Here is a 26,337-nt window from a genome sequence, read left to right as displayed (position 1 = left end):
CCTACTTCGCCGGGCCGGAACCGCAGGCCGACCGTTACAGTCGTGCCATGACGAAATGGGAGTACCTCACCGCCCCTGTCCTGGTGCACGCCACCAAGCAGATCCTCGACAACTTCGGCCAGGACGGCTGGGAGCTCGTGCAGATCGTGCCCGGCATGAACCCGGAGAACCTCGTCGCCTACTTCAAGCGGCCGATCGCATGAGCGCGGTCGACGACCGGCTTGCGGAGATCGGGCTCGCCGTCCCGCCGGTGCCCGCGCCGGTCGCGGTCTACGTGCCTGCGGTGCGCACCGGCTCGTACGTCTACACGTCAGGCCAGCTGCCGCTCAAGGACGGCCAGCTCATCCTGACCGGCAAGGTCGGTGGCGAGGTGTCGGCCGAGGAGGCGTACGACTGCGCCCGTCAGTGCGCGCTCAATGCGATCGCTGCGGTCAAGTCGCAGGTCGACCTGGACGCGGTCGTCCGGGTCGTCAAGGCGACCGTGTTCGTCGCGAGCACGCCGGACTTCACCGGGCAGCCGGGCGTCGCCAACGGTGCGAGTGAGCTCTTCGGCGCGGCCTTCGGCGACGCCGGCACCCACGCCCGCAGCGCGGTCGGCGTACCCGTCCTCCCGCTCGACGCGCCCGTCGAGGTCGAGCTCATCGTCGAGGTCGGCTGACCCGATGCGCGTGCCCCTGCCCGAGAGACTGCGCGAGCATGCGCAGGGCTACAACGGCACCGTGGTCGAGCCGCGCCACGCGTCGACGATCATCGTCGTGCGCGACGGGGCCGAGGGCATCGAGGCCTATCTGATGCGGCGCCAGACCAGCATGGCGTTCGCTGCGGGCATGTACGTCTTCCCGGGCGGCGGCATGCACCCCAGTGACGTCACGGGCGAGGTGCCATGGGCAGGGCCGTCCACGGCGGAGTGGGCGAGGCGCCTCGACTGCGACGAGTCGCTGGCGCGCGGGCTCGTCGTCGCTGCCGTGCGCGAGACGTTCGAGGAGACTGGCGTGCTGCTCGCCGGTCCCGGCCCCGACACCGTGCTCTCCGACACGAGCGGCCTCGAGATGCAGGCCGCCCGCGCGACGCTGGAGGCCGGCGAGGTGACCTTCGCCGAGTTCCTGCTCGGCCATGGGCTGGTGCTGCGTTCTGACCTGATCGGCGCGTGGGCGCACTGGATCACGCCGACGTTCGAGCCACGGCGTTATGACACCCGGTTCTTCGTCGCGGCCATGCCCGCGGGGCAGCGGGTCGGCGAGATGAGCCGCGAGGCGGACCATGCCGCCTGGGCCCCCTTGCGTGACGTGCTCGCCCGCGTCGAGGCGGGGGAAGCCGCGATGATGCCGCCGACCGTGGTCGCCTGCCGCGAGGTCGCCGAGCACACCGCCAGCACCATCGTGGCCGCGGCTGCCGAACGTACGATCCGCACGATCGTGCCCCAGCTCGTCGAGATCGACGGCGACCTGTTCCTCGAGACCGACCTGGGAGACCTCTGATGAGCACGACCGTCACCGACCGTGCGTCGTACGTCCTGGCCGCCAACCCGGGCATCATGACGCTCGACGGCACCAACACCTGGATCCTGCGTGAGCCCGGCGCCTCGCACTCGGTGGTGGTCGACCCGGGTCCGGTGGACGAGGCGCATCTCCGCGCGGTCCTCGACGCCGCCGGGTCCGTGGGGCTCGTGCTGTTCACGCATCGTCACTTCGACCACACCGAGGCCCTCGGGCGGTTCGTCGAGCTGACGGGTGCCCCGACGCGGTCGACCGATCCCGAGTTCACCCGCGACGCCGAGCCGCTCGTCGACGGCGAGACGATCCTCGTCGACGGGCTCGAGATCGAGGTCATCGCGACGCCGGGGCACACCACCGACTCGACCTGCTTCCGGCTCGTCGGCGACGGGTCGCTGCTCAGCGGCGACACGATCCTGGGCCGTGGCACGACGGTGATCGCGCATCCCGACGGCGTGCTCGGGCCCTATCTCGACTCGATGGCGCACATCCGTGAGCTCGTCGAGGAGGGCCTCGTGACCCGCATCCTGCCCGGTCACGGTCCGGTGATCGACGACCCGCGTGCCGTCGTCGACTACTACCTCGAGCACCGTGCGGAGCGCCTCGACCAGGTACGCGCCGCCGTCGACGCCGGCGCCACGACCGCCCGCGAGGTCGTCGAGGCGGTCTACAAGGACGTCGACCCTGTGCTGTGGGGCGCCGCCGAGCTCAGCGTCGCCGCCCAGCTCGACTACCTCAAGGACTGACCCCGCAGGCACCGCGATTTGGCGGGTAGACCACCACGTCGCGCGACCATCTTGGTGGTCGACCCGCCAAATCGCGGCGCACAGGGTGCGGCCACGCCTTGCTCTGTCCACAGCTTTCGGCTCGAGTGGTGTGGTCCGGTGAGTTGCTCGCCGATGGTGGTGCAGTGCCGGCCCCTCATCCCTTGCCTCCTGAGCTCGACGGCCGGGTCTTCACCCGGGCAGAGGCGCTCGGCCTAGGACTCACGGCACGGATGCTCGAAGGGAAGCGGATCGTGTCGATCCATCCCGGCGTCTACCGCTATCGATCGACGCCGCTGACGTACGAGCTGGCGGTCGCCGCAGCCCTGCACGTGCTGCCACCTGACGCAGCGTTGAGCCACACTTCCTCCCTGAGATGGCGAGGCTTGGCGATGCGTGCCGAGCTCCCGATCCACTTCTCCACCAACAGCCGTGTGCACATCGAGCGCGAAGGCCTCGTAGTCCACCGGCGCCGCGGACTGCTGCGTTCAACGCTTCTCCGTGGCGTCCCGGTGCTCGGTCCCGACCGGACATTCGTGGACTGCGCGACAATACTGTCGACCCGTGAGCTCGTTCAGGTGGGTGACTGGCTCGTCGCACAGAAGCAGACCGATCTCCTCGACCTGAGGGCGTACGTCATGCAGTCCCACATCGACGGGGTCGTCCGTGCGCGTGATGCCGCGTCGATGGTGCGCGAGGGCGCCGAGTCCGTTCGCGAATCGGCCCTGCGCTGGGACCTCATCCGACGAGGGCTGCCTGAGCCGGAGCTCAACACCGACATCCTCGACGAGCTCGGCCGCTTCCTGGCGCGCGGCGACCTCGTCTATCGGGAGTGGAAGGTGTTGGTCGAGTACGACGGCTGGCAGCACGAACGAGATGCTCTGCAACGACAGCGCGATCACCTGCGGCGAGAGGCGCTGGAAGCCGCCGGCTGGCGGGTCATCGTCGTGACCGTCGCGGACATGCGTGAACCGTCAGCGATCGCCGCTCGCGTGCGCCAAGCCCTCATGCAGCGCGGCTACCGCCCCTGAAGCGCCGCGATTTGGCGGACAGTACACCAAGATGGCGCGTCGACGTGGTGGTCTAGCGGCCAAATCGCGGGGGTTAGCGGGCGCGGCGCTGGAGGCGTTCGAGGTCGAGGATCACGACGCTGCGGGGCTCGAGGCGGAGCCAGCCGCGCGAGGCGAAGTCGGCGAGGGCCTTGTTGACGGTCTCGCGGGACGCGCCGACGAGCTGGGCCAGCTCTTCCTGCGTGAGGTCGTGGTTGACGTGCACACCGTCGTCGGCGCGGCGACCGAAGCGTGAGGCGAGGTCGAGCAGCGCCTTGGCGACGCGGCCGGGAACGTCGGAGAACACCAGGTCACCGACGACCTCGTTGGTGCGGCGCAGACGGCCGGCCAGCTGGTTGAGCAGCGCGTGCGCGACGTCGGGGTGCGAGTTGAGCACGGGGCTCAGCGCTTCGTGGCCGAGGCTCTTGAGCTCGACATCGGTGACGGCGGTCGCGGTCGCGGAGCGGGGTCCGGGATCGAAGAACGAGAGCTCGCCGAACATCTGACCGGGCCCGAGGATCGCCAGCAGGTTCTCGCGGCCGTCGGGGGAGGTGCGACCGAGCTTGATCTTGCCCTCGGTGACCACATAGAGCTGATTGCCGTCATCGCCCTCGTTGAAGAGGATCTCTCCGCGGCGCAGCGAGGCCGAGGACATCGACGACTCGAGCGAGGCAGCTACTTCGTCGTCGAGGCCGGAGAACAGCGGAGCCTGGCGGAGAACGTCGTCGGTCACGGGTCTTCCCTATCACTCATGTTGCACTGGTCACAGTGTGTGCACCGATCGCAGTTTCCCACATCGGGACGGCCGATGCCGAATACGCGCCGATGCCGGTACGCCGCTCGCCCGGCGCCCGTGCCTGCAGGGACGACCTTCGGAGGGGTCATCTGCGCTCCAACACGTACGCTGGACCCCGTGCCGAGCGACGCGATCCGACCTGACACGACACTGGTTCGCCGGGCCCGCAAGATCAATCGCGTGCTCGCCGAGACCTACCCCGACGCGGGCTGCGAGCTCGACTTCCGTACGCCGTTCGAGCTCCTGATCGCCACGGTCCTCTCGGCTCAGACCACCGATCGCCGGGTCAACGCCATCACCCCGGCGCTGTTCGCCGCCTATCCCGATGCGCGGGCCATGGCCGCCGCCGAGCGGGCCACCCTCGAGGAGCTCATCCGCCCGACGGGGTTCTTCCGCGCCAAGACCGAGAGCCTGCTGCGGTTGTCGGCCGACCTCGTCGAGCGCTACGACGGCGAGGTCCCGGGACGGCTCAAGGACCTGGTCACCCTGCACGGCGTCGGCCGCAAGACCGCCAACGTCGTGCTGGGCAACGCGTTCGACGTGCCAGGCATCACCGTCGACACGCACTTCGCCCGCCTCGTGCGCCGGTTCCAGTGGGTGCCCGACGAGATCGTCAAGGACCCGGTCAAGACCGAGCACGCGGTCGGCGCGATCTTCCCGCCCAAGGACTGGACGATGCTGAGCCATCGCCTGATCTGGCACGGCCGGCGCTGCTGCCACGCCAAGAAGCCTGCGTGCGGCGCGTGCCCGGTCGCGCACTGGTGCCCGTCGTACGGCACCGGCCCGATCGACCCCGCCGAGGCTGCCGCGTTGATCACGACGCAGGGCCCTGCGTGAGGGCGCGGGTGATCCTGGCCGCACTCGCGCTCCTCCTCACGGCGTGTGGCGGACCCGGGTCGGACGACGACCACCCGACGTTCGGCGGCGGCACCGCGCCGACGACCGATGCGGGACAGCTCGCGGCGGCGAAGAAGCAGGCCGGGATCGAGGAGTGCCCCGCCGCCGACGGCACCGCCCCCGCCGACGGCGGCCTGCCCGAGCTGACGCTGGACTGCCTCGGCGGTGGGTCGCCCGTACGCCTTTCGGGTCTGTCCGGCACCCCGACGATCATCAACTTCTGGGCCAGCTGGTGCGCCCCGTGCCGCGACGAGCTGCCTCTCCTGGCCGAGGTCCACCAAAAGTACGGCGACAAGGTCCGCGTCATCGGCGTCGACTTCGCCGACGCGGCACCCGATGCGGCGGTCGAGCTCGCGCGACGGTCCGGCGTGACCTACCCGTTGCTGGCGGATCCGGACTCGACCACCAAGGCTCCGCTCAAGGTCATCGGTCTGCCGCAGACCGTGTTCGTGGACGCACAAGGAACAATGGTCGCCACGGAGCGCGTCGCGTTCCGTTCGTACGCCGACCTGACGGCCGCGATCGAGAAGCACTTGGGGGTGTCGCCATGACGTGGGAGCACCTCCCCGAGTGGCTGCGGCCCCTCGCTGAGCTGGCCGGGTCCGTCGAGGCCGAGCAGCTGGCGCCCCGGTTCCCGCACGCCCCGGCCGATGCTCGCCCCGCAGCGGTCCTGATGCTGTTCGCCGACGGCGACAACGGCCCCGAGCTGCTGCTCACCGAGCGCGCGGCGAAGATGCGCAACCACGCCGGCCAGATCTCGTTCCCGGGCGGCGCCACGGATCCCGGCGACGCGGACGCGGTCGCCACCGCGCTGCGCGAGGCGCGGGAGGAGGTCGGTCTAGACCCCGAGACGGTCGACGTCTTCGGCACCCTGCCGACCCTGTGGCTGCCGCCCAGCAACTTCGCGGTGACCCCTGTGCTCGGATACTGGCGCGATCCCGTGCCGCTCATGCCGGTCAGCGCCGAGGAGGTCGGGGCGATCATCCACCAGCCGATCCGCCGTCTGCTCGACCCGGCCAACCGGTTCAGCGTCGAGCACCCGTCCGGCTGGCGCGGTCCGGCGTTCGAGGTCGGCTCGGGCGTGCCGCTGTGGGGCTTCACCGCGGGCGTCGTGTCGCGACTCTTCGAACGGCTCGGGTGGGAGCAACCCTGGGACGACAGCGTCACCCGACCCCTCCCGGACTTCTGACGCATGAACTCCCTCGACCTGATCCTCATCCTCATCCTGCTGGCGTACGCCGTGTCGGGCTACGTCCAGGGCTTCGTGGTCAACCTCATCGCGACGATCGGCCTGCTGATCGGCGGCCTGCTGGCGCTGGCGATCGTGCCCAAGTTCCTGTCGGGCAACACTGCGACCCTGAGCTCGTCGTTGCTCGCGCTCGGGCTCGTCGTGGGCGCGGCCGCGATCGGCCAGGGCATCGGCACGTACGTCGGCACGGACCTGCGCAACGGCCTGAAGTGGAAGCCGCTGCGCTGGGTCGACGCCGTCGGCGGCAGCCTGCTGAGCATGATCGCCGTGCTGTGTGCCGGCTGGGCGCTGGGCTACTCCGTCAGCGGGACGACGATCCCCTACCTCTCGACCGCGTCTCGCGACTCGGTGATCCTCGACCGGGTCGACTCGGTCATGCCGGCGCGAGCGACGTCGGTGCTCCGGTCGTTCAACGAGGTGCTCGACGCCAACCTGTTCCCGCGCTACCTCGATCCGTTCGAGAGCGAGAACATCAAGCCAGTCGGTCCGCCCGACACCGCGACACTCAACAGCCCCGGGGTGCAGAAGGCGTCGCGCAGCGTCGTCAAGATCCTCGGCCAGGCGAGCTGCCAGCGGGGCATCGAGGGATCCGGCTTCGCGTACGCCGACGGCCGCATCATGACAAACGCGCACGTGGTCGCCGGGGTCGAGAACCCGTCGGTCGTGATCGACGGCAAGCGTACGAACGCCCGCGTCGTGCTGTTCGACCGCAAGCTCGACGTCGCGGTGCTTGCGGTCGACGGTGCGAGCGTGCCGACCCTGACGTTCGACACCAGCGGTGAGGCGGGCGACGACGCGGCGATCCTCGGCTTCCCCGAGAACGGCCCCTTCGACGCGCGCGCGGCCCGCATCCGCAGCGAGATCCGGCTGCGCAGCCCCGACATCTACGACAAGGGGCAGGTCGTTCGCCAGACGTTCTCGGTGCGCGGGCTCGTACGCTCCGGCAACTCCGGAGGTCCCCTGGTCTCCAAGGACGGTGACGTGCTCGGCGTCATCTTCGCCGCGTCGATCACCGACAAGTCGACAGGTTACGCCCTCACCGCGTCGCAGGTGGCCGACGATGCGCGCGCCGGCGTCGCCGCGACCTCCACGGTCTCGACCGGTGGGTGTGCTTGATGCGCACCGTCGTCTCGTTCGTCTCCGGCGCGGTGGCGTTGATCGCGCTGATGGCGGCCGTCCCGCTGCTGTGGTTGTCGACCCACATCGTCGACGAGGACGGCTACGTCGCGTTCAGCAGCACGCTGGCCCAGGACACCGAGCTGCAGAGCGCGTTCTCGGCCTACCTCACCGACGAGCTGTCGGCGCGCGGCGTCGTCCCCGAGGCGCTCAAGGCGCCGGCGGCGGCCGCGCTCGCGAATGCCGTCGAGCGCTCGAGCAACCAGGCGGGGTTCGTCGAGGCGTGGGAGGAGACGCAGCGCAGCTCCCACCGCGAGGCGTTCGCCGACCCGATGCCCACGATCCTGGGCGTCGACGTGGGTCCCATGGCCGCGTTCGTCGCGAAGCAGGTCAGTGGCAACCTGCCCATCACGATCACCGTGCCCAAGGGTCTCGTGGTGCCCGTCGTGACCGACGAGAGTGACCGCAAGATGGTCGACCGCGTGAAGGAGTCGACCGACCTCGGTCGCCTGGCCGGGATCGTCGCCGCGATCGGCGCCGTCGTGTGCCTCGCGGCGGCAAGGCGTACGTCGACGGCAGTTGCGTGGCTCGGTGGCGGCACCGTGGCGGTCGCCGGTCTGCTCTGGCTGACGAGCGGTCCCGTCACGCAGAACATCCTCGATCACACCGAGGCGCCGTCGGAGTTCGCCCGTACGTTGCAGAAGCTCATCGTCGATCGCGCCGCCAGCTCGCTCGACGCCTGGCTCGTGGTCTTGGCGGTCGGCGGCGGCATCGTCGCGGTCGCGGGCCTCGTCGGCCGCGCCGCGGTTGGCCGTACGACCTAGCTCGGGCGGCCCTTGAGGGCTGCCGGGATCTCCTTGGCGGTGGCGATCGTGCGCTCAGGCGCGCGAACCTTCTTGAGCAGCACGATGCCCAGGATGATCGCGAGGATCGTCAGCACGACGTAGACGCCGGCGACGATGAGGAACGCCCACGCGGGGTCGAGCCCGGTCATCGTCAGGAAGTAGGCGCCGGAGATCGATAGCATGACGACGATCAGCAGGCCGAAGAACGCCGCGACCGCGAGCAGGCCTGCGCCGATGCCGCCGGCCTTGACGCTGAACTTCAGCTCGCTCTTGGCGAGCTTGATCTCCGACTGCACCAACGCGGAGATGTCGCGGCTGGCGTCGGCAACCAGCCGACCAATGGTCGGATCATCAGCTCGGTTCATACCGGCGAGCCTACAAGTGACTCACCGGGTCGCGCAGGTCAGCGTGCGCCGATCGCCGACAGGATGCTGCCGTCGCTGACGGCCCAGAGCAGTCGGCCGATGACCACGCCGCCGAGGAGCACGAGCCCGAGGGCCAGGTCGGTGCTGATGCGTCGAGTCGCGGGAGTCGCCTTCTCGTCGTTCCTCATCGTCGTCATGCCCACGAGATTTCCCCGTGGAGATGAGACGAAACTGAACGGGACCCGTCCTGAGCCTGTCAGTGTGGCGAAGATCGCGCCGTACGGACGTCAGTCCTCGTCCTTGGCGGTCTTCATGCCGGCGGTGATCTTGTCCATGATCCCCGTGTCAGCCAGTGTCGTGGCGTCGCCGACCTCGCGGTTCTCGGCGACGTCACGGAGCAGTCGCCGCATGATCTTGCCCGAGCGCGTCTTGGGCAGCTCGGGGACGATCATGATCTGGCGGGGCTTGGCGATCGCGCCGATCTCCTTGCCGACGTGGTTGCGCAGCTCCTGGACGATCTCCTCGCCACCGTCGCCGGCGGACTCGCGCAGGATGACGAACGCGACGACGGCCTGACCGGTCGTCTCGTCGGTGGCACCGACGACAGCGGCCTCGGCGACCTTGGGGTGCGACACGAGCGCGGACTCGATCTCGGTGGTGGAGAGGCGGTGGCCTGAGACGTTCATGACGTCGTCGACGCGGCCGAGCAGCCAGATGGCACCGTCGTCGTCCTTGCGGGCGCCGTCACCGGCGAAGTAGAAGCCCGGCCAGCGTGACCAGTAGGTCTCCTTGTAGCGGTCGTCGTCGCCCCAGATCGTGCGCAGCATCGACGGCCACGGCTCGGTGATCACGAGGTAGCCGCCCTCGCCGTGCTCGACCGGCTTGCCGGCGTCGTCGACGACCTCGGCGGCGATGCCGGGGATCGCGGTCATCGCCGATCCCGGCTTGCCCTTGGTGACGCCGGGCAGCGGGCTGATCATGTGCGCGCCGGTCTCGGTCTGCCACCACGTGTCGACGATCGGGGTGCGCCCGCTGCCGATGTTCTCGCGGTACCAGACGTACGCCTCGGGGTTGATGGACTCACCGACCGAGCCGAGGATGCGCAACGACGAGAGGTCGTGCTCGGCGGGGATCTGCTCGCCCCACTTCATGAACGTACGGATCGCGGTCGGGGCGGTGTAGAACAGCGTGACCTTGTACTTCTCGACGATCTCCCACCAGCGGCCCTTGTGCGGGGTGTCGGGGGTGCCTTCGTAGAGCACCTGCGTTGCACCGTTGGCCAGCGGCCCGTAGACGATGTAGGAGTGCCCGGTGACCCAGCCGACGTCGGCGGTGCACCAGTAGACGTCCTCGGGCTTGTAGTCGAAGACGCCCCAGAACGTGTAGGTCGACTGCACCAGGTAGCCGCCCGTGGTGTGCAGGATGCCCTTGGGCTTGCCGGTCGTGCCGGACGTGTACATGACGTAGAGCGGGTGCTCGGCGTCGAACATCTCCGGCGTGTGGTCCTTGGACGCGCTGTCGACGGTCTCGTGCCACCACACGTCACGGCCCTCGGTCCACTCCACGTCCTGGCCCGTGCGGCGTACGACCAGCACACCGGTCACGTCGGGGCACTTCTGCAAAGCCTCGTCGACGGCCGGCTTCAGCGCCGACGGGGCGCCACGGCGGTAGCCGCCGTCGGCGGTGATGACGACCTTGGCCTGGCAGTCAAGGATGCGCGACGAGAGGGCGTCGGCGGAGAACCCGCCGAACACGACGGTGTGCGGGGCGCCGAGTCGTGCGCAGGCGAGCATCGCGATGACCGCCTCGGGGATCATCGGCATGTAGATCGCGACCCGGTCGCCGGTCTGCACGCCGAGGTCGATCAGCGCGTTGGCTGCCTGGGACACCAGGTCCTTGAGCTCGGCGTACGTGATGTCGCGCGTGTCGTCGTCGGGCTCGCCGACGAAGTGCAGCGCGACCTTGTCGCCGTTGCCCGCCTCGACGTGCCGGTCGACGCAGTTGTAGGCCGCGTTGAGCGTGCCGCCGACGTACCACTTGGCGAACGGGGGGTTGGACCAGTCGAGCACCTCGCTGAACGGCGTACCCCAGGTCAGCCGGTCGGCCTGCTCGCCCCAGAACGCCACCCGGTCGGCGGCCGCCTGCTCGTAGACCTCGGCCTTGACGTTGGCATTCGCCGCCAGGTCCGCCGGCGGCTCGAACACACGGTCTTCGTGGGACAGGTTGCTGATGTTCTGCTCGGTCACGGTTGCTCCTCGTCCGGGGTTCTTCCTCGATTGTGTCGCAGCCCACAAGATCGCGTGCAGTGGGTTGCGCCGTGGTTGCGAGCGAAGCGGCCGGGCCCGTCGAGACCCCCCGAGGGTTCCGACGGGCCCGGCCTGCCGCGCGGCTTACTGGATGGCGCCGGCGCCGGTCATCGCACGTACGTCGAGCTCGGTGTAGTGCTCCTCCGCATCGCGATCCTTCGCCAGCATCGTGCCGATGAACCCGCACAGGAACCCGATCGGGATCGAGACGATGCCGGGGTTCTCCAGCGGGAACCAGCTGATGTCGATGCTGGTCGGCAGCAGCGAGAGGTTCTTGCCCGCCGGGTCCTCACCCTTGCCGGAGACGACCGGCGAGAAGATCACGAGCCCCACCGACGAGATCAGGCCGCCATAGATGCTCCACACCGCTCCGCTGGTGTTGAACCGCTTCCAGAACAGGTTGTAGAGCAGCGCCGGCAGGTTGGCCGAGGCTGCGACGGCGAACGCCAACGCCACCAAGAAGGCGATGTTGAGCTTCTGCGCCGGGATCGCCAACAGGATCGCGATGCCACCGATCACGAACGCCGCGATCTTGGCGGTCGCCACCTCCTGCTTCTCGGTGACCTCGCCGCGCTTCCACACCTGCGCGTAGAGGTCGTGCGCGACCGACGACGCCGAGGTCAGCGTCAACCCCGCGACCACGGCGAGGATCGTCGCGAACGCGACCGCCGAGATGATCGCCAGCAGCACCGCGCCTCCGGTGGATCCGGAACCCCCGCCGACGGCTTCCGCGAGCAGTGGCGAGGCCAGGTTGCCGCCGGAGCTCGCGATCTGTTCCTTCTCGTCGCCCTTGACCAGAGCCGCGGCACCGAAGCCGAGGACCAGCGTCATGAGGTAGAACGAGCCGATCAGGCCGATCGCCCAGAGCACCGACTTACGGGCCTGGCGCGCCGTCGGGACGGTGTAGAAGCGGATCAGGATGTGCGGCAGTCCGGCAGTGCCGAGCACGAGGGCCAGGCCCAGCGAGATGAAGTCGATCTTGCTGGTGGTCGTGACGCCGTACTTGAGGCCGGGCTCGAGGAACGCCGAGCCCTTGCCGCTGTTGTCCGCCGCGGTGCCGAGCATGTCGCTGATGTTGAAGTCGAACTTGGCCAGCACCAGCACCGTGATGAGGATCGTGCCCGCCATCAGCAGGACGGCCTTGACGATCTGCACCCAGGTCGTGCCCTTCATGCCGCCGACCGTGACGTAGAAGATCATCAGCGCTCCGACGCCGACGATCGTCAGGTTCTTGGTCAGGCCCTCGTTCTCGACGCCCAGCAGCAGCGCCACGAGCGCGCCGGCGCCGACCATCTGCGCGAGGAGGTAGAAGATCGACACGACGACGGTCGACGTCGCCGCCGCTGTGCGTACAGGCCTCTGCCGCATGCGGAACGCCAGCTGGTCAGCCATCGTGAACCGCCCGGAGTTGCGCAGCAGCTCGGCGACCAGCAGCAGGGCCACCAGCCAGGCGACCAGGAAGCCGATCGAGTAGAGGAAGCCGTCGTAGCCGGCCAGGGCGATCGCGCCCGAGATGCCGAGGAACGACGCTGCCGACATGTAGTCGCCGGCGACCGCGAAGCCGTTCTGGGCGCCGGAGAAGCTGCGGCCCCCGGCGTAGTAGTCGGCGGCGGTCTTGGTGTTGCGGCTCGCCCAGAACGTGATGGCGACCGTGATCAGGACGACGAGGACGAACAGGGAGCCGGTGAGCGCCTGGTGGTCGTTGTCCTCGGCGGCGCGCAGGAGTGTGGCCGTGGTGCTCATCGCGTGATCTCCTCGTCGTACTCGGCACGGAGTCGGTCCGCGATCGGGTCCATGCGTCGCGCGGCGAACCGGGCGTACCAGATCGCGATGGCGAACGTCGAGACGAACTGCAGCAGGCCGAAGATCAGCGCGACGTTGATGTTGCCGGCGACCTTGTGCGCCATGAAGTCGCCCGCGTAGTTCGACATCAGGACGTACAGCAGGTACCAGGTCATGAACGCGACGGTCAGCGGGACGACGAACCGCAGGTAGGAGCGCTTCAGCTCAGCGAACTCGTCCGTCGCATGGATGCGTTGATAGGCCGCGTGGGCCTTGGGCGGGATTCTCTCGGCCACCGGGATCACCTCTTCCGTGAAGGCAGGACGGCACGGGTACGTGTCGCCGCTCCGAACCTAGGTACCCCTTTTCCTGTGAGCCAGATCACTCCACGGGGTATGCGTTGGAGGCCGACGGGCGTGCGACGTGCGGTCCTCGGCGTACGACGAACGGTCGGTCTGCGGGGTCGAACGGCAGCTCAGAACCGGCGGTCCACGTCGAGGCGCTCGGGAGTGTGCAGCCGCACCATCGTGCGGGAGACGTTCGCGGGTACGTCCGAGCGAGTGGCGAGTGAGACGCCGATCATCAGGGCGAACCCGATCGGCACGGACCACGCTGCCGGCTGGCTCATGACGACGCCGAACCAGCCGTCGGGACGTACGGCGATCGTGATGACCGCCGCGACCCCGGCACCGAGACCGCCGCCGATGAGCCCGGTGATCGCGCCCCGCGCGGTCAACCCCCGCCACCAGATGCCGAGCACGAGCAGCGGGCAGAACGTCGACGCGGCCAGCGCGAAGGCGAACGTCACGGAGCTCGCGACGGCAATGCGTTCAGCCGACAACGCCAGCAGGAGAGGCACCACGACGCAGCCGGCCGCTGCGAGGCGCAGGGCTGTGATGGTCGAGATCCGCCCGCGCGCCAGGCCCTGGCCGACGACGCCGGCGACCGACATCGTGAGGCCGGACGAGGTGGAGAGGAACGCGGCGAACGCGCCGGCCGTGAGCAGGGCGGCGAGCAGCTCGCCCGTGCTGCCGCCGATGACGCGGGACGGCAGCTCGAGGACGACGGTGTCGGCACGCCCGGCGCCCAGCAGGTCGCGCGCATAGATGCGGCCCAGCACGCCGTAGATCGTGGGCAGCAGGTAGAACGTGCCGAGCAGCGCCAGCACGATCAGGGTCGTCCGGCGCGCGGCGTGCCCGTCGGGGTTGGTGTAGAACCGCACCACCACGTGCGGCAGACCCATCGTGCCGAGGAACGTCGCGATCATGACCGAGTACGTCAGGTAGAGCCCCGGCCCGTCGGCCTGGCTGAACGGCTGGAACCACTCCTCGGGGGCGACCGGGGAAGGTCGGCCGTCACCGGTCCACGCATGCACCAGGAAGAAGACGGGGATCAGCAGCGCGGTGAGCTTGAGCCAGTACTGGAACGCCTGCACGAACGTGATGCTGCGCATGCCGCCGGACACCACGTTGACCACGACGATCACTGCGACGACGACGGTGCCGACCCAGTTGGGCGCACCCGTGACCGTACGAAGCGTGAGGCCCGCGCCCTGGAACTGCGGCATGAGGTAGAGCCAGCCGACCGCGACGACCAGGGCGCTGGCGACCCGGCGTACGCCCAGGGACTGCAGCCGGACCTGGGCGAAGTCCGGGATCGTGTACGCCCCGGAGCGCCGCAGCGGCGCCGCGACGAACACCAGCAGCAGGAGGTAGCCCGTGGTCCAGCCGATCGGGTACCAGAGCATGTCGGCGCCGTGCGTGAGCACGAGCCCGGCGACGCCGAGGAACGAGGCCGCCGAGAGGTACTCCCCGCCGATCGCGGAGCTGTTCCAGACCGGACTGACCGAGCGCGACGCGACATAGAAGTCGCTGGTCGTGCGGCTCATGCGCAGGCCGAACGCCCCGATGCCGAGCGTCGCGACCGCCACCAGTGCCACGGCGACGACGCCGTACGTGGAGTTCATGGCGTGCCCGGGCGCTCGGGCTCCACGAGCTCGGTGAAGTCGCGCTCGGCGCGCTCGACCTGGCGGATGTAGACCCAGCCCAGCGCGAACAGGCCGGGATAGACCAGGACGCCGAGGATCCACCACGGGACCGGGACGCCGAGCACGTGCATCTGGGTGACGCTGTCGAACGCCAGGAACAGCAGCGGCAGGGCGCCGATCGACAGCATGAGCGTCGCCGCGACGGTCAGCGCCGCGCGGAGCTGGGCCCGGATCAGTGAGCGCATGTAGACCTCGCCGATGCCGGTCGACTCGTCGATCTCCTGGCGGACGCTGCGCCGTACGTGCGCCGGCGCCGTCGTGAGGGGACTCGTGACTCTGACGCGCCCGGTGTACTCCTTCTCGGTCACAACGCTCGCTCGTGGATCAGCTCCCGCAGCGCGCGAGCATGACGGCGGGCGACCTGGATCTCGACGAGCGCCTCGCCGACCGGGACGAGCACGCTGGACCGGCCGGCCTGGACGCGGAGCTCGCGGAGGTGGGCGAGGTTGACGACGTGGCTGCGGTGGACCCGCGCGAAGCCGGCCTCCGCCCACTCGTCGGCCAGTGTCGTCAGCGGCGTCCGGATGAGGTGGCTGCCGCCGTCGACGACGTGCAGGCGTACGTAGTCGCCCTGCGCCTCGACGTACGACACCGACGCCCGCGACACGAACCGGGTGACCCCGCCGAGCTCCACGGCGATCCGGTCGTCGCTCGCCGGCGGTGCGGACTCGGCGTCGGCACAGGCGCGACGCACGCTCTCGCTGAGCCGCTCCTCGCGGATGGGCTTCAGGAGATAGTCGACGGCATTCATCTCGAACGCCTCGACGGCATGCGCGTCGTGTGCCGTCACGAACACGATGCGGGGCGGCGTGCGGAACCGGCCGAGCAACCGGGCGATCTCCAGCCCGCTCAAGCCGGGCATCGCGACGTCGAGGAACACCAGCTCGATGTCGCCCTCGTCGAGCACCCGCAGTGCCTCGGCACCGGAGCGAGCCGCGCGTACGGACGTGATGCGATCGTCGCGGCCCAGCAGCCACACGAGCTCGTCGAGCACGGGCTGCTCGTCGTCCACCACGAGCGCCCGCAAGGCGGCAGTCATGGGGTGATCATGCCGAGGACCGGCCGGCACCACAACCGCGCCGACGTCACGCCGACTCGGCGCCGGGGTGGAACTTCGGCAGCCTCACGGTGACCTTGGTGCCGTGCCCGGGCGCGGTCTCGACGACGATGCCGTACTCGTCGCCGTAGACCGTGCGCAGCCGCTCGTCGACGTTGCCGAGCCCGACCGACGCGCTCGTGGTGTGACCCGAGAGCGCATCGCGTACGGTCTCCGGCTCGACGCCGACCCCGTCGTCCTCGATCGTGATGACGCACTCGACGCCCTCGTCGAGCGCCACGACCGTGACGGTCCCGTCGCCATCCTTGGCCTCGAGCCCGTGGCGCACGGCGTTCTCGACGAGCGGCTGGATCGCGAGGAACGGCAGCGTCACGCTGAGCACCTCCGGCGCCACCCGGGTGACGACGCGCAGCCGATCACCGAAGCGCGCCTTCTCCAGCACGAGGTAGCGCTCGATCGACCGCAGCTCCTCCGCGAGCGTCGTGAACTCGCCGTGCTCGCGGAACGAGTAGCGGGTGAAGTCGGCGAACTCCAGCAGCAGCTCGCGGGCCCGCTCGGGATCCGTGCGTACGAACGAGGCGATCGCGCCGAGGGAGTTGTAGATGAAGTGTGGCGAGATCTGCGCCCGCAGCGCGCGCAGCTCGGCCTCCATGAGTGCCGTGCGGGACTCCGACAGCTCGGCCAGCTCGAGCTGGCTCGACATCCACAGGGCGACCTCCGTGGTCGCGCGTGCCAGGCCGGCCGACGCCTCCTCGGTGACGACCGCGATGCTGCCGACCACGCGGCCCTCGACCGACAGGGGCGCGACGATCGCCCGGTCCGAGGCCTGCGTCCGGCCGCTGGCGAGGGCATCCGTGGTGAGGTCCGCGACGTCAGGGGCGTCGCCCGCGAGGCGGTCGTGGAGGTCCGTGATCGCCACGACGGGCCCGCCGAGCAGCGTCCGTACGTGGGGGAGGGCGAGGGCAGCGCTCTCGGCGTCCAGGCCCCGGCGCAGCGCGGGCGCCGCCTGCGAGGCGGTGTGCAAGGTCTCGTACGTCGCCCGGTCGGCCGGCGAGCCCAGCACCCGTCGACGCGTCAGCAGCCGCCACCGGACGAACACCGCGGCTGCGACGAGCGCGGCGATCACGATCGCCGCCGTCCTGATGTTGTCCATCCCGGGACGCTATCGGTCTAGTCGACTCCAGGGAGCGCGGGGAACCAGCCCGGAGCCTGCCGGCAGAACTCCGTACGGTCGAGGGATCCCGCGCCGGCGGGGACGACTCCGTCGAGCGCCAGTCCGGTCAGCCGCGGCAGGTCGATGCGGTTCTGGAGCTCGGCGAGGCCGGGCTCGGCGCTGCACGAGCCGAGCACGAGGCGCGGCGTGAGACCTTCGGCCCGCAGCCGGTCGATGGTCAGCCCGGCGTGGTTGAGCGTGCCGAGCCCTTCTCGTGCGACGACGACGACCTCGGCGTCGAGAGCCCGCGCGAGGTCGATCGCGGTGCCGCCGTCGAGGTCGAGCCGGACCAGCAGCCCACCGGCACCCTCGACCAGCACGACGTCGGCGTCGAGGCGCCGGATCTGCTCGGCCACCGTGGCGATCGACGGGAGCGGCGCGCCTTCGAGCCGGGCGGCCGTCTCGGGCGCCAGCGGGTCGCGCAGCCGGACGAGCTCGTGCACGGCAGTCGACCCGGTGAGGCATACGACCTCGTCGGCGTCGCCGGGTTCGTCGGGTCCCACGCCGGTCTGCACCGGCTTGACCACGACGACGTCGAGGCCGCGTGCGCCGAGGGCGACCGCAAGCGCGGCCGTCACGACGGTCTTGCCGACTCCGGTGTCCGTGCCGGTGACCACGACGTAGCGGGTCATGGCACCACCGTGGCGATCAGCTTGGTGGCGTGCGCGAGCTGATCGTCGTCGACGCCGGCCGACGCGGTGAGGCGCAGCCGGCTGATTCCGTCGGGCGTCGAGGGCGGGCGGAAGCAACCGATGCGTACGCCATCGGCGGCGCACGCGGCCTGCGCCGAAAGAGCCTCGGCCGGACCCGGCATCTCGACCGACAGGACGGCTCCGGCCACACGGGCGACCCCGGCCGCGTCCGCAAGCGTGGCGGCGACGTGACGAAGTCGGGCGACGCGCTCAGGCTCGGCGTCGACGATCCGCAAAGCCTCGAGAGCCGCTGCGGCGGCTGCCGGGGCCAGCCCCGTGTCGTAGATGAACGGTCGCGAGCGGTTGACCAGGTGGTCGACGACCGCCTGGCTGCCCAGCACGGCACCGCCTTGGCTGCCGAGTGCCTTGGACAACGTCATCGTCACGATCACCGAGGGTCGGCCGGCCAGGCCCAGCTCGCGTACGAGGCCGCCGCCGTCCCCGGCGACGCCGATGCCATGCGCCTCGTCGACGACCAACGTCGCGTCGTGCCGTTCGCACAGCTCGACGAGCTCGGCCAGGGGCGCGGCGTCGCCGAGCACGGAGTAGATCGACTCGACGAGCACGAGGGCACGGGCCTGCGTACGTTCGGCCAGGCGCGCCTCGACCGCGGCGAGGTCGTTGTGGCCGACGACCGCGAGGGTGCCCCGCGAGAGCCGGCAGGCGTCGACGAGCGAGGCGTGGACATGCGCGTCCGAGACGAGCAGGGTGTCGCGGTCAGAGAGAGCCGTCACGACCGAGAGGTTGGCGTGATAGCCCGTGGAGTGCACCAGGGCGGCTTCCTGGTCGAGCCGGGCGGCGAGCGCCGACTCGAGGGCGGTGTGCACCGGCAAGGTGCCGGTGACCAGACGCGACGCGCTGGCGCCGGCGCCCCACCGCAACGCGGCCTCGGCCGCCGCTGATGTCACCCGGTCGTCGCGGCAGAGTCCGAGATAGTCGTTGCCGGCCAGATCGATCAGGAGGTCGTCGCCCGTGCGCGTCGTCAGCGCCCGGACGAGCCCGTCGCGCTCTCGCTGCCGGGCCTGCTCGTCGAGCCAGGTGTGCAACGTCATCGTGGGCTCCCCGCCGCGGCGACGAGGGCGCCGGTGATCGTGGACAGGTCCTCGTCGGTGCTGATGTAGGGCGGCATCGTGTAGATCAGGTCGCGGAACGGCCGGATCCAGACGCCGTGCTCGAGTGCCACGGCGCTGGCTGCCGCGACGTCGACAAGATGGTCGAGCTGGATCACGCCGACGGCGCCGAGCGTACGTACGTCGGCGACCCCGTCGAGGTCGCGCGCCGGTGCCAGGCCGAGGTCGAGGGCCGTGTTGATCCGCGCGATGTCCCGCCGCCAGTCGGACTCGGTCAGCACGTCGAGCGAGGCCGCCGCGACGGCGCAGGCGAGCGGGTTCGCCATGTACGTCGGACCGTGCATCAGGGCGCCCGACTCCGACGCATCGATGCCGGCCGCGACGTCGGTAGTGCAGAGGACGGCGGCGAGGGTCAGGTAGCCCCCGGTCAGCGCCTTGCCCACGCACATGATGTCGGGGCTGACCCCGGCGTGGTCGGCCCCGAACATCTCGCCCGTACGCCCGAAGCCGGTCGCGATCTCGTCGAGGATCAGCAGCCAGCCGCGGGCGTCGCAGACGTCGCGCAACCAGCGCAGCACGGCCGGCGGGTAGACCCGCATCCCACCCGCGCCCTGCAGCACGGGCTCGACGATGACCGCGGCGACGGTGTCGTCGAGGGCGTCGACGACGTCCTGGGCTTCGGCGAGCCACGGCTCGAGGTCGGCGTCGAGGCCGGCCGGCGGTCGCGGCAGGAACACCTGGTCGGCGAGCACGTCGGTGAACATCTGGTGCATGCCGCCGACGGGGTCGCACACGCTCATCGCCCCGAACGTGTCGCCGTGGTAACCCCCGCGGAGGGTCAGGAGCTGCGTACGACCCGGGTGGCCCGTGCCGCGCTGGAGCTGCAGCGCCATCTTGATGGCGACCTCGACCGAGACCGAGCCGGAGTCGGCGAAGAACACCTTGTCGAGCCCCGTCGGCGCCAGGTCGAGCAGCCGGCGGGCCAGCTCGATCGCCGGCTCGTGTGTCAGGCCGCCGAACATGACGTGCGACATCGACTCGGCCTGGCGGTGCAGCGCCGCGTCGAGACGAGGGTGGCGATAGCCGTGGATCGCGGCCCACCACGACGACATCGCGTCGATCGGCTCGCGCCCGTCCGCCAGCGTCAGGCGGTTGCCCGCAGCGCTCGTGACCAGCAGCGGCGTGGCCGGAGAGTCCATCGGGGCATACGGGTGCCAGACGTGGGCGCGGTCGAACTCGATGAGGTCATCCATGGTGGGTGATCAGGATCTCGAGCGGTCGAGGTTTGACCTGAACGGTGTTCAGGATACATTCCTCCTCATGACTGATGTCCTGCAGGTCGCCCGCGCCCACGTCCTCGAGCAAGGCCTCGGCCTCTCCGAGGAGCTGCTCGTCGAGGTGCTCCGGCTCCCGGACGAGCGCATCCCCGAGCTCTTGGAGCTGGCGCACGAGGTGCGCATGACGTGGTGCGGCCCCGAGGTCGAGGTCGAGGGGATCGTGTCGCTCAAGACCGGCGGCTGCCCCGAGGACTGCCACTTCTGCAGCCAGTCGGGGCAGTTCCAGTCCCCGGTCCGGGCGGTCTGGCTCAACATCCCCGAGCTCGTCGAGGCTGCCAAGGAGACCGCCAAGACCGGCGCCTCTGAGTTCTGCATCGTCGCGGCCGTACGCGGTCCCGACCAGCGCCTGATGGACCAGGTCCGTGAGGGGATCAAGGCGATCCAGGCCGAGGTCGACATCAACATCGCCTGCTCGCTCGGGATGCTGACGCAGGCGCAGGTCGACGAGTTCGTCGAGATGGGCGTGCACCGCTACAACCACAACCTCGAGGCGGCCAGGTCGTACTTCCCGCAGGTCGTGTCGACGCACTCGTACGAGGAACGCTGGGACACCTGCCTCATGGTCCGCGAAGCCGGCATGGAGCTGTGCTGCGGCGGGCTCGTCGGCATGGGCGAGTCGATCGAGCAGCGGGCCGAGCTCGCGGCCCAGCTCGCCGAGCTGCGACCGCACGAGGTGCCGCTCAACTTCCTCAACCCGCGTCCCGGCACGCCATTCGGCGACCAGGAGCTCATGAGCTCGCAGGACGCCCTGCGGACGATCGCCGCGTTCCGCCTCGCGATGCCGCACACGATCCTGCGCTACGCCGGTGGGCGCGAGCTCACCCTCGGCGACCTGGGCACCCGAGAGGGCCTGCTCGGTGGCGTCAACGCCGTCATCGTCGGCAACTACCTCACGACGCTGGGCCGCGACGCCAACGAGGACATCGACCTGCTGGCCGAGCTCGGCATGCCGATCAAGGAACTCCAGAAGACGCTCTGATGGCGTACTGCGGTCACTGCGGCGAGGCGGCCGACGCGCGCGACCACACGCGATGCGCAGAGCTCTTGCGCATGGAGCCGCCGCGATTTTGTGGGGCGTGCCGCCGGCGCATGGTCGTGCAGGTCGTGCCGCGGGGCTGGTCGGCGCGATGTGTCGAGCACGGGGAGGTCAGGGGCTAGTCGTCGCCGATGCCGCGGGCATGCAGCGCGGCGCCGGTCTCGTACGCGTGCGCGACGGTGCGGATCGCCATGGGCGAGAGGTTCGCCCGGACGCTGCGCTCGAGACCTCGTGCCTTGGCCGCTTCGCGCGTCTCGTGCGCGATCTCGAAGATCGCCGGGATCGCGGTGATCATGAGGGAGAACGCGAGAGCGACCTTCTCCGGTCGTACGCCGACCCGCCTGAACGGTCCGAGACCACGCACGATCGCGTCGAGCAGGCGGTCCGTCGGGGTCGTCGCCGTGAACGTCGTGGCGACCACGACGAGTGCGACGGTCGTCGCCACGACCTCGACCGCGACCGGCCAGCCGCGCTGCCACCACTGGAACGCACCGAGGATCGTCACGACCACGAGGAACGGCCGAAGTCCACGCCACACGACGCGGGGCGGTACCCGTGCCCACAGCGAGATGCCCAGCGCCACCCCCAGCGCCGCCACGCATGGCCACGGCCCGCGCAGCGCCACGGTCACGATGCTGGCCAGCACCACGAGGCCGAGCTTGGGTCCGGCGGGGATCCGGTGCCAGATCGTCGAGCCCGGCCGGTAGATCCCGAGCGGCAACGACCGCCTCACGGCGTCGACACGCTTCGCCGGTAGTGGTCGACCGCGGCGGCGGGGTCACCGTCGAACGCGATGCCGCCGTCCTCGATGACCAGCACGCGTTCGCAGCGCAGCGCCAGGTCCAGGTCGTGCGTGACCAGCACGAGCTGCTGCTCGAGCGCGAACAAGCGGTCGGCGACGATCACGCTGTTGCGCAGGTCGAGAAGCGTGGTCGGCTCGTCGGCCACGACGATCGAGGGCTCGGTCGCCAGGACGCCGGCCAGGGCGAGCAGCTGCTGCTGCCCCCCGGACAGGGCGTGGACGCTGGTGGTGGCCAGATGGGCCAACCCGTACGACTCGAGGATCGCCAGGACTCGCTGCTCGCGCTCGTGCTTGTCGGGAACGAGGCGGCGCAGCGAGAGGGCGACGTCCTCGGCGACGGTCGGCATCACGAGCTGGGCTGCCGGTTGGGTGAACACGAACCCGACCCGGCGCCGGACTGCCGGGCCATCCTTGGCGACATCGAGGCCGTCGACCCTGACGACGCCCGAGGACGCCGTGACGAGGCCGTTGACCAGCCGCGCGAGTGTCGACTTGCCAGACCCGTTGCCGCCGATCAGCGCGACACGGCGCTCGGTGATCTCGGCCGACACGTGGCGCAGGATGACCACGTCGCCGCCGATCGCCTCGGCGGTGACGGTGACGTCGTCGAACGAGATGCCGGCCACGGCCGAAGGCTACCGACCCCGGGTCAGGAGCGCGGGGAACGCGCGGTGCACGGCCGCTGCCACGACCGCGGCCGCAGCGAGCTTGGCAAGGTCGGCCGGGACGTACGCGAACGAGCTCTTGATCGTGGCCCACAACGGCGTGTCGGCGTACAGGGAGATGCCGGTCGCGCCGACGAGCCAGACGAGCGTCTCGGCCACGATCCCGCCGGCGATCACGACGCCCGCCGTGACCGCGACGTTGCGGCGATGCGCGCGCTCGACCGCGAGCCCGACGATCAGCGCGGCGAATGGGAACGCGAAGAGGTAGCCGCCGGTGACGCCGCTGAACTGCGCGATGCCGGAGCTGCCGCCGGCGAAGATCGGCAGGCCCGACGCGCCCACGACGAGATAGAGCACCACGGCGAAGAAGCCGCGCTTGGCGCCGAGCACCGCGCCGGCGAGGAAGATCGCGAACAGCTGCAGGGTCACCGGCACGCCGTTGACGCCGAACGGAAGGGCTGTCGACACCGCGCACACCGCGATCAGGGCGGCGAACGTCGCGATGAGGGCGAGATCGGTGGTCGACACGGTCGTGCCGCGCGACGAGGCAGTGCTGGTCATGGAACTCCTGAGGACGTACCTGAACGATGCTCAGGTGAACGGCGTTCAGGCTAGCGTATAGGCTGATCGGACCGCCCATTCGACCCGGAGGCCACGTGCGCTATCACCGTTCCGACATCGTCGAACGTGCAGTCGGGATCCTCGACATGTACGGCCTGCCCGACATGTCGATGCGGCGGATCGCCTCCGAGCTGGGGCTGCAGCCGAGTGCGCTCTACCACCACTTCGCCAACAAGCAGGTGCTGCTGGCGGCGGTCGCCGACGAGCTGCTGGCTCGCGGTGCGCGTCCGGTGCCCGTCGACGAGCCGTGGGACGCACAGGTCGTCGCGGTCAGCCGCGAGCTGCGCAACGCGATGCTCGCCTATCGTGACGGTGCCGAGCTGATCGCCACGGTGCACGCGTTCGGACTCGGGGCGGTGTCGCTCAACAGCCGGCTGGCCGGCGCGATCTCCGCCGGTGGTTTCGACGACGCGTTCGCCCGCTCGGCCGCGACGACGATCCTCTACTTCGTGTTCGGCCACGTGTCGGACGAGCAGACGCACCTGCAGGCCAACAGCGTCGGGGCGATCGACGACGAGCCGCTCGACCGCGCCGGCGCCGACTCCTTCGAGCTCGGTCTCACCCTGATCCTCGACGGCATCCGCCTCCGCCTCCCTGCAGGAGCGGTGAGCTAGTCGCCCCTCGCCTGAGCTCGGCGGTGGGCAGGTCGTCTGTCCCTGCCCGGGATGGGCGACCACGTCACCGTTCCGGCGCGAGACGGGCGACCAGGTCACCGCTCACCAGGAGGCGTGCAGCGGGCGGCCTTCGTCGTAGCCGGCCGAGCTCTGCAGGCCGACGATCGCGCGCTCGTGGAACTCCGCCAGCGAACGGGCCCCGGCGTACGTGGCGCTCGACCGTACGCCGGCCGTGATCGCGTCGACGAGGTCCTCGACGCCCGGGCGGTCGGGGTCGAGGAACATGCGCGACGACGAGATGCCCTCCTCGAACAGTGCCATGCGGGCGCGCTCGAAGCCGGCGGCGTCGCGCGTGCGGTTGGACACCGCGCGGGCCGAGGCCATGCCGAACGACTCCTTGTAGGGCCGGCCGTCGGGGCCCACCTTGAGGTCGCCGGGGCTCTCGAGCGTGCCGGCGAACCACGAGCCGATCATGACGCTGGCCGCACCGGCCGCGAGGGCCAGGGCGACGTCGCGGGGATAACGGACGCCGCCGTCGGCCCACACGTGCGCGCCGAGCTCGCGAGCCGCGGCGGCGCACTCCAGGACGGCGGAGAACTGGGGCCGGCCGACGCCGGTCATCATCCGGGTGGTGCACATCGCGCCGGGTCCGACGCCGACCTTGACGATGTCGGCGCCTGCAGCGACGAGGTCGCGCACGCCGTCGGCGGACACCACGTTGCCCGCAGCGATCGGCACCCGGTGGCCCGACGTCGACTCGTATGCATCGCGGGCGGCGACGACGAGCGGCAGCGCCTCGAGCATCTTGTCCTGGTGGCCGTGGGCGGTGTCGACCACGAGCACGTCGATGCCCATCGCCAGCAGATCCGCGGCCTTGCCGGACACGTCGCCGTTGATGCCGACCGCAGCCCCGATCACGAGCGCACCTGACGCGTCGACGGCCGGCTGGTAGATCGTGGAGCGCAAGGCACCCTTGCGGGTCAGGACGCCCACGAGCTGCCCGCCGTCGAGCACGGGGGCGAAGTCGATGTGCCGGGCCGACATCTCGTTGAAGGACGTCTGCGGATCCGTGCCGGCGTCGAACGTGAGGACGTCGGTCGTCATGACCTCGCGGACCTGGGCGAAGCGGTCGATCTCGGCGCCGTCGCGCTCGGTGACGATGCCGAGCACCTTGCCGTCCTCGACGACGACGACCGCGCCGTGCGCGCGCTTGGGGATCAGGCTCATGGCCTCGCCGACCGTGGTCGACGGGTTGACCGTCACCGGGGTGTCGTAGACCGTGTGCGCGGCCTTCACTCGCTGCACGGTGGCCGCGACGATGTCGAGCGGGATGTCCTGGGGGATGATCGCGATGCCGCCGCGGCGGGCGATCGTCTCGGCCATCCGCTTGCCGGAGATCGCGGTCATGTTGGCGACGACGAGCGGCAGCGTCGTGCCGACGCCGTCAGCCGTCGACAGGTCGACGTCGAACCGGCTCGTCACGTCGGAGCGACCGGGGACCATGAACACGTCGTTGTAGGTCAGGTCGTACGAGGGCAGCAGGTCGTTGAGGAACTTCACCGCACAATTCTAGGTGCCACGTGGGCATCGGCGCTCACGCGCTGCGGCGGCCCGCCTCGTAGGGCGCATCGACCAGGAACGCGATGCCGCACTGACGGCACATGCCGGTGCCCGCTTCGAGGTCTTCGGGCAGGTCGATCTCGCCCTCGCACGCCTCGCACACCATGGCGAGACCGATGAGTGCCAAGGAACGCCTCATGTCGCTCTCCTTCCGTCATTCCCCACGATAGGAACCGGGTCGGACGATTTCGGCGACCGGAGGGCGTTTCGTCACCGGAAGTCGAGCAGCAGCGTGTCCGGCGGCTCGATGTCGTGCTCCATGCCGTTCTTGTCGACCTTGGCGCGTACGCAGAACGTCTCGTGGCGCAGGCGCAGGAAGCCGGTCTGGGCGCCGTAGCTCATGAACAGGTCGCGCACCTGGGCCAGCGCGGACTCGGGAACCGACGGATGCCGCGTGGACTCGGCGAAGCGCATGAGGCCGGGCAGGTCGAGCTTCTCCCACGTGCCGAACTCGTGCGTCTCCGGCTCGTGGAACAACCCCGATGCGCTGAACGTGTCGACCGGGGTGGCTGCCGCGCCGCGGTCGCCGGTGATCTCGCGCAGCTTGCGCATCCACGGGATCGCGTCGTCGTAGCGCTGGGAGATCGTCGACAGCAGCCCGTCGGGCCGCAGGACACGGGCGTACTCGGCGAGCGCGGTCGGTGCCTCGCGCAGCTCTGGGGCGATCACGACGTCGAACGCGTCGGCGAGGAACGGCAGGCGCTCGCCCCGGCTGCGGACGTACTGGATGTCCTCGTGGCGGCTCGCGGTGACGTCGTCCCCCGCGACGACGACCTCGTGGCCCTGCTCGGCCAGCTGGTAGGCGAGTGACGTGTCACCGAGGTGCAGGACGCACGCCAGACGGTCCCCGACCAGCCACTTGGCGGTGCGATCTTCGGGGGAGTCGTTCATCTTCCTCAGG

At 70.2% G+C, this 26,337-nt stretch carries 32 protein-coding genes; 13 read left to right on the top strand and 19 right to left on the bottom strand.

Translation table 11 applies throughout. The features are described 5' to 3' along the window. Positions 1–47: 47 nt before the first annotated feature. The 5 genes from ASC61_RS19660 (at position 48) to ASC61_RS05170 (ending at position 3,288) form a co-directional block, all read left to right on the top strand. Positions 48–203, top strand: a complete 156-nt coding sequence (locus ASC61_RS19660) for a DUF4177 domain-containing protein (RefSeq protein WP_157412925.1) — start codon at positions 48–50, stop codon at positions 201–203. Then, positions 200–658: a RidA family protein gene (locus ASC61_RS05185; protein ID WP_056210162.1), complete on the top strand. Its 459-nt coding sequence runs from the start codon at positions 200–202 to the stop codon at positions 656–658. Before ASC61_RS19660 ends, ASC61_RS05185 begins: the two co-directional genes overlap by 4 nt. A gap of 4 nt (positions 659–662) precedes the next feature. Next, positions 663–1,478 carry an NUDIX hydrolase gene (locus ASC61_RS05180; protein ID WP_157439389.1) on the top strand — a complete coding sequence of 272 codons (816 nt, stop codon included), beginning with the start codon at positions 663–665 and terminating at the stop codon, positions 1,476–1,478. Continuing rightward, positions 1,478–2,239 carry an MBL fold metallo-hydrolase gene (locus ASC61_RS05175; RefSeq protein ID WP_056210161.1) on the top strand — a complete coding sequence of 254 codons (762 nt, stop codon included), beginning with the start codon at positions 1,478–1,480 and terminating at the stop codon, positions 2,237–2,239. Before ASC61_RS05180 ends, ASC61_RS05175 begins: the two co-directional genes overlap by 1 nt. A 182-nt stretch (positions 2,240–2,421) precedes the next feature. Further along, on the top strand, positions 2,422–3,288 hold the full coding sequence (locus tag ASC61_RS05170; RefSeq protein WP_157439388.1) for a DUF559 domain-containing protein: 867 nt from the start codon (positions 2,422–2,424) through the stop codon (positions 3,286–3,288). A gap of 73 nt (positions 3,289–3,361) precedes the next feature. On the opposite strand, the gene ASC61_RS05165 is transcribed toward ASC61_RS05170, so the two are convergent. Next, a complete protein-coding gene (locus tag ASC61_RS05165; RefSeq protein WP_056210156.1) occupies positions 3,362–4,039 on the bottom strand; it encodes a Crp/Fnr family transcriptional regulator in 678 nt (225 codons plus the stop codon). 180 nt (positions 4,040–4,219) lie between these two features. Here ASC61_RS05165 and nth point away from each other — a divergent pair, with 180 nt between their 5' ends. From nth to ASC61_RS05140, 5 genes are read left to right on the top strand one after another with little or no spacing between them, the layout of a single operon-like run. Continuing rightward, entirely contained in the window at positions 4,220–4,939 is a 720-nt protein-coding gene (gene nth / locus ASC61_RS05160) for an endonuclease III (RefSeq protein ID WP_235503489.1), read from the top strand. After that, positions 4,936–5,550 (top strand): TlpA family protein disulfide reductase, encoded by a 615-nt coding sequence (locus tag ASC61_RS05155; protein WP_162243648.1) that lies wholly within the window; start codon positions 4,936–4,938, stop codon positions 5,548–5,550. The genes nth and ASC61_RS05155 overlap by 4 nt, the downstream gene beginning before the upstream one ends. Beyond that, positions 5,547–6,188, top strand: a complete 642-nt coding sequence (locus tag ASC61_RS05150) for an NUDIX hydrolase (RefSeq protein ID WP_056210152.1) — start codon at positions 5,547–5,549, stop codon at positions 6,186–6,188. Before ASC61_RS05155 ends, ASC61_RS05150 begins: the two co-directional genes overlap by 4 nt. A 3-nt stretch (positions 6,189–6,191) precedes the next feature. Next, entirely contained in the window at positions 6,192–7,364 is a 1,173-nt protein-coding gene (locus tag ASC61_RS05145) for a MarP family serine protease (RefSeq protein WP_056210150.1), read from the top strand. After that, positions 7,364–8,188, top strand: coding sequence for a hypothetical protein (locus ASC61_RS05140; RefSeq protein ID WP_056210148.1), 825 nt, complete (start codon positions 7,364–7,366; stop codon positions 8,186–8,188). Before ASC61_RS05145 ends, ASC61_RS05140 begins: the two co-directional genes overlap by 1 nt. Here the strand turns inward: ASC61_RS05140 and ASC61_RS05135 are convergent. From ASC61_RS05135 to ASC61_RS05085, 12 genes are all read right to left on the bottom strand, one after another. Beyond that, on the bottom strand, positions 8,185–8,574 hold the full coding sequence (locus ASC61_RS05135) for a phage holin family protein (protein ID WP_056210146.1): 390 nt from the start codon (positions 8,572–8,574) through the stop codon (positions 8,185–8,187). The two genes, ASC61_RS05140 and ASC61_RS05135, sit on opposite strands and share 4 nt — an antisense overlap. A 38-nt stretch (positions 8,575–8,612) precedes the next feature. Continuing rightward, a complete protein-coding gene (locus tag ASC61_RS19655) occupies positions 8,613–8,771 on the bottom strand; it encodes a hypothetical protein (protein WP_157439386.1) in 159 nt (52 codons plus the stop codon). 90 nt (positions 8,772–8,861) lie between these two features. Further along, entirely contained in the window at positions 8,862–10,820 is a 1,959-nt protein-coding gene (gene acs / locus ASC61_RS05130; protein WP_056210145.1) for an acetate--CoA ligase, read from the bottom strand. A 144-nt stretch (positions 10,821–10,964) separates the two neighbouring features. Continuing rightward, positions 10,965–12,623: a solute symporter family protein gene (locus tag ASC61_RS05125; protein ID WP_056210143.1), complete on the bottom strand. Its 1,659-nt coding sequence runs from the start codon at positions 12,621–12,623 to the stop codon at positions 10,965–10,967. Further along, on the bottom strand, positions 12,620–12,958 hold the full coding sequence (locus ASC61_RS05120; RefSeq protein WP_082530473.1) for a DUF485 domain-containing protein: 339 nt from the start codon (positions 12,956–12,958) through the stop codon (positions 12,620–12,622). The genes ASC61_RS05125 and ASC61_RS05120 overlap by 4 nt, the downstream gene beginning before the upstream one ends. A 179-nt stretch (positions 12,959–13,137) precedes the next feature. Further along, complete coding sequence (locus ASC61_RS05115) at positions 13,138–14,628, bottom strand: sodium/solute symporter (protein ID WP_056210139.1); 1,491 nt, start codon at positions 14,626–14,628, stop codon at positions 13,138–13,140. Further along, positions 14,625–15,017: a hypothetical protein gene (locus tag ASC61_RS05110; RefSeq protein ID WP_056210137.1), complete on the bottom strand. Its 393-nt coding sequence runs from the start codon at positions 15,015–15,017 to the stop codon at positions 14,625–14,627. Before ASC61_RS05110 ends, ASC61_RS05115 begins: the two co-directional genes overlap by 4 nt. Next, complete coding sequence (locus tag ASC61_RS05105) at positions 15,014–15,748, bottom strand: LytR/AlgR family response regulator transcription factor (protein WP_056210135.1); 735 nt, start codon at positions 15,746–15,748, stop codon at positions 15,014–15,016. The genes ASC61_RS05110 and ASC61_RS05105 overlap by 4 nt, the downstream gene beginning before the upstream one ends. Before the next feature lie 46 nt (positions 15,749–15,794). Beyond that, entirely contained in the window at positions 15,795–16,919 is a 1,125-nt protein-coding gene (locus tag ASC61_RS05100) for a sensor histidine kinase (protein WP_056210133.1), read from the bottom strand. A gap of 17 nt (positions 16,920–16,936) precedes the next feature. Beyond that, positions 16,937–17,611, bottom strand: a complete 675-nt coding sequence (gene bioD, locus ASC61_RS05095) for a dethiobiotin synthase (RefSeq protein WP_056210131.1) — start codon at positions 17,609–17,611, stop codon at positions 16,937–16,939. Further along, positions 17,608–18,723, bottom strand: a complete 1,116-nt coding sequence (locus ASC61_RS05090) for an 8-amino-7-oxononanoate synthase (RefSeq protein ID WP_056210129.1) — start codon at positions 18,721–18,723, stop codon at positions 17,608–17,610. Before ASC61_RS05090 ends, bioD begins: the two co-directional genes overlap by 4 nt. Next, positions 18,720–19,994, bottom strand: coding sequence for an adenosylmethionine--8-amino-7-oxononanoate transaminase (locus ASC61_RS05085; RefSeq protein WP_056210127.1), 1,275 nt, complete (start codon positions 19,992–19,994; stop codon positions 18,720–18,722). Before ASC61_RS05085 ends, ASC61_RS05090 begins: the two co-directional genes overlap by 4 nt. A gap of 67 nt (positions 19,995–20,061) precedes the next feature. Between ASC61_RS05085 and bioB the strand changes: the two genes are divergently transcribed. Then, positions 20,062–21,057, top strand: a complete 996-nt coding sequence (gene bioB, locus ASC61_RS05080) for a biotin synthase BioB (RefSeq protein ID WP_056210125.1) — start codon at positions 20,062–20,064, stop codon at positions 21,055–21,057. Then, on the top strand, positions 21,057–21,236 hold the full coding sequence (bsaP, locus tag ASC61_RS20445) for a biotin synthase auxiliary protein BsaP (protein WP_056210123.1): 180 nt from the start codon (positions 21,057–21,059) through the stop codon (positions 21,234–21,236). Before bioB ends, bsaP begins: the two co-directional genes overlap by 1 nt. Here the strand turns inward: bsaP and ASC61_RS05070 are convergent. Genes ASC61_RS05070 through ASC61_RS05060 form a run of 3 tightly spaced genes read right to left on the bottom strand, consistent with a single transcriptional unit; the run spans position 21,233 to position 23,142 of the window. After that, positions 21,233–21,847 (bottom strand): energy-coupling factor transporter transmembrane component T family protein, encoded by a 615-nt coding sequence (locus ASC61_RS05070; RefSeq protein ID WP_056210121.1) that lies wholly within the window; start codon positions 21,845–21,847, stop codon positions 21,233–21,235. The genes bsaP and ASC61_RS05070 overlap by 4 nt on opposite strands. Next, positions 21,844–22,542 (bottom strand): energy-coupling factor ABC transporter ATP-binding protein, encoded by a 699-nt coding sequence (locus tag ASC61_RS05065; protein WP_056210118.1) that lies wholly within the window; start codon positions 22,540–22,542, stop codon positions 21,844–21,846. The genes ASC61_RS05070 and ASC61_RS05065 overlap by 4 nt, the downstream gene beginning before the upstream one ends. Positions 22,543–22,551: 9 nt before the next feature. Then, positions 22,552–23,142, bottom strand: coding sequence for a biotin transporter BioY (locus ASC61_RS05060; RefSeq protein ID WP_056210115.1), 591 nt, complete (start codon positions 23,140–23,142; stop codon positions 22,552–22,554). A 95-nt stretch (positions 23,143–23,237) separates the two neighbouring features. Here ASC61_RS05060 and ASC61_RS05055 point away from each other — a divergent pair, with 95 nt between their 5' ends. After that, entirely contained in the window at positions 23,238–23,816 is a 579-nt protein-coding gene (locus ASC61_RS05055; RefSeq protein ID WP_056210113.1) for a TetR/AcrR family transcriptional regulator C-terminal domain-containing protein, read from the top strand. Between the two features lie 102 nt (positions 23,817–23,918). Here ASC61_RS05055 and ASC61_RS05050 read toward each other — a convergent pair whose 3' ends face one another. The 3 genes from ASC61_RS05050 to ASC61_RS05045 all read right to left on the bottom strand — a co-directional run bounded on the left by ASC61_RS05050 (position 23,919) and on the right by ASC61_RS05045 (position 26,327). After that, positions 23,919–25,376 carry a GuaB1 family IMP dehydrogenase-related protein gene (locus ASC61_RS05050; protein WP_056210111.1) on the bottom strand — a complete coding sequence of 486 codons (1,458 nt, stop codon included), beginning with the start codon at positions 25,374–25,376 and terminating at the stop codon, positions 23,919–23,921. A 34-nt stretch (positions 25,377–25,410) separates the two neighbouring features. Continuing rightward, on the bottom strand, positions 25,411–25,575 hold the full coding sequence (locus ASC61_RS19650) for a hypothetical protein (protein ID WP_157439385.1): 165 nt from the start codon (positions 25,573–25,575) through the stop codon (positions 25,411–25,413). A gap of 71 nt (positions 25,576–25,646) precedes the next feature. Then, entirely contained in the window at positions 25,647–26,327 is a 681-nt protein-coding gene (locus ASC61_RS05045) for a class I SAM-dependent methyltransferase (protein ID WP_056210109.1), read from the bottom strand. Positions 26,328–26,337: the final 10 nt, after the last annotated feature.

Source organism: Aeromicrobium sp. Root344 (assembly GCF_001425755.1).
Classification (GTDB): domain Bacteria; phylum Actinomycetota; class Actinomycetes; order Propionibacteriales; family Nocardioidaceae; genus Aeromicrobium.
Note: the sequence above shows the minus strand (reverse complement) of the source record. Positions and strands in the feature narration are given on the sequence as shown.

Excerpts from the sequence above, each read along its gene's own strand:
- ASC61_RS19660 (WP_157412925.1), top strand. The coding sequence starts at position 48 with ATGACGAAATGGGAGTACCTCACCGCCCCTGTCCTGGTGCACGCCACC.
- ASC61_RS05185 (WP_056210162.1), top strand. The coding sequence starts at position 200 with ATGAGCGCGGTCGACGACCGGCTTGCGGAGATCGGGCTCGCCGTCCCG.
- ASC61_RS05180 (WP_157439389.1), top strand. The coding sequence starts at position 663 with ATGCGCGTGCCCCTGCCCGAGAGACTGCGCGAGCATGCGCAGGGCTAC.
- ASC61_RS05175 (WP_056210161.1), top strand. The coding sequence starts at position 1,478 with ATGAGCACGACCGTCACCGACCGTGCGTCGTACGTCCTGGCCGCCAAC.
- ASC61_RS05150 (WP_056210152.1), top strand. The coding sequence starts at position 5,547 with ATGACGTGGGAGCACCTCCCCGAGTGGCTGCGGCCCCTCGCTGAGCTG.
- ASC61_RS05145 (WP_056210150.1), top strand. The coding sequence starts at position 6,192 with ATGAACTCCCTCGACCTGATCCTCATCCTCATCCTGCTGGCGTACGCC.
- ASC61_RS05140 (WP_056210148.1), top strand. The coding sequence starts at position 7,364 with ATGCGCACCGTCGTCTCGTTCGTCTCCGGCGCGGTGGCGTTGATCGCG.
- ASC61_RS05135 (WP_056210146.1), bottom strand. The coding sequence starts at position 8,574 with ATGAACCGAGCTGATGATCCGACCATTGGTCGGCTGGTTGCCGACGCC.
- ASC61_RS19655 (WP_157439386.1), bottom strand. The coding sequence starts at position 8,771 with ATGACGACGATGAGGAACGACGAGAAGGCGACTCCCGCGACTCGACGC.
- ASC61_RS05125 (WP_056210143.1), bottom strand. The coding sequence starts at position 12,623 with ATGAGCACCACGGCCACACTCCTGCGCGCCGCCGAGGACAACGACCAC.
- ASC61_RS05115 (WP_056210139.1), bottom strand. The coding sequence starts at position 14,628 with ATGAACTCCACGTACGGCGTCGTCGCCGTGGCACTGGTGGCGGTCGCG.
- ASC61_RS05105 (WP_056210135.1), bottom strand. The coding sequence starts at position 15,748 with ATGACTGCCGCCTTGCGGGCGCTCGTGGTGGACGACGAGCAGCCCGTG.
- ASC61_RS05100 (WP_056210133.1), bottom strand. The coding sequence starts at position 16,919 with ATGGACAACATCAGGACGGCGGCGATCGTGATCGCCGCGCTCGTCGCA.
- bioD (WP_056210131.1), bottom strand. The coding sequence starts at position 17,611 with ATGACCCGCTACGTCGTGGTCACCGGCACGGACACCGGAGTCGGCAAG.
- ASC61_RS05090 (WP_056210129.1), bottom strand. The coding sequence starts at position 18,723 with ATGACGTTGCACACCTGGCTCGACGAGCAGGCCCGGCAGCGAGAGCGC.
- ASC61_RS05085 (WP_056210127.1), bottom strand. The coding sequence starts at position 19,994 with ATGGATGACCTCATCGAGTTCGACCGCGCCCACGTCTGGCACCCGTAT.
- bioB (WP_056210125.1), top strand. The coding sequence starts at position 20,062 with ATGACTGATGTCCTGCAGGTCGCCCGCGCCCACGTCCTCGAGCAAGGC.
- bsaP (WP_056210123.1), top strand. The coding sequence starts at position 21,057 with ATGGCGTACTGCGGTCACTGCGGCGAGGCGGCCGACGCGCGCGACCAC.
- ASC61_RS05060 (WP_056210115.1), bottom strand. The coding sequence starts at position 23,142 with ATGACCAGCACTGCCTCGTCGCGCGGCACGACCGTGTCGACCACCGAT.
- ASC61_RS19650 (WP_157439385.1), bottom strand. The coding sequence starts at position 25,575 with ATGAGGCGTTCCTTGGCACTCATCGGTCTCGCCATGGTGTGCGAGGCG.
- ASC61_RS05045 (WP_056210109.1), bottom strand. The coding sequence starts at position 26,327 with ATGAACGACTCCCCCGAAGATCGCACCGCCAAGTGGCTGGTCGGGGAC.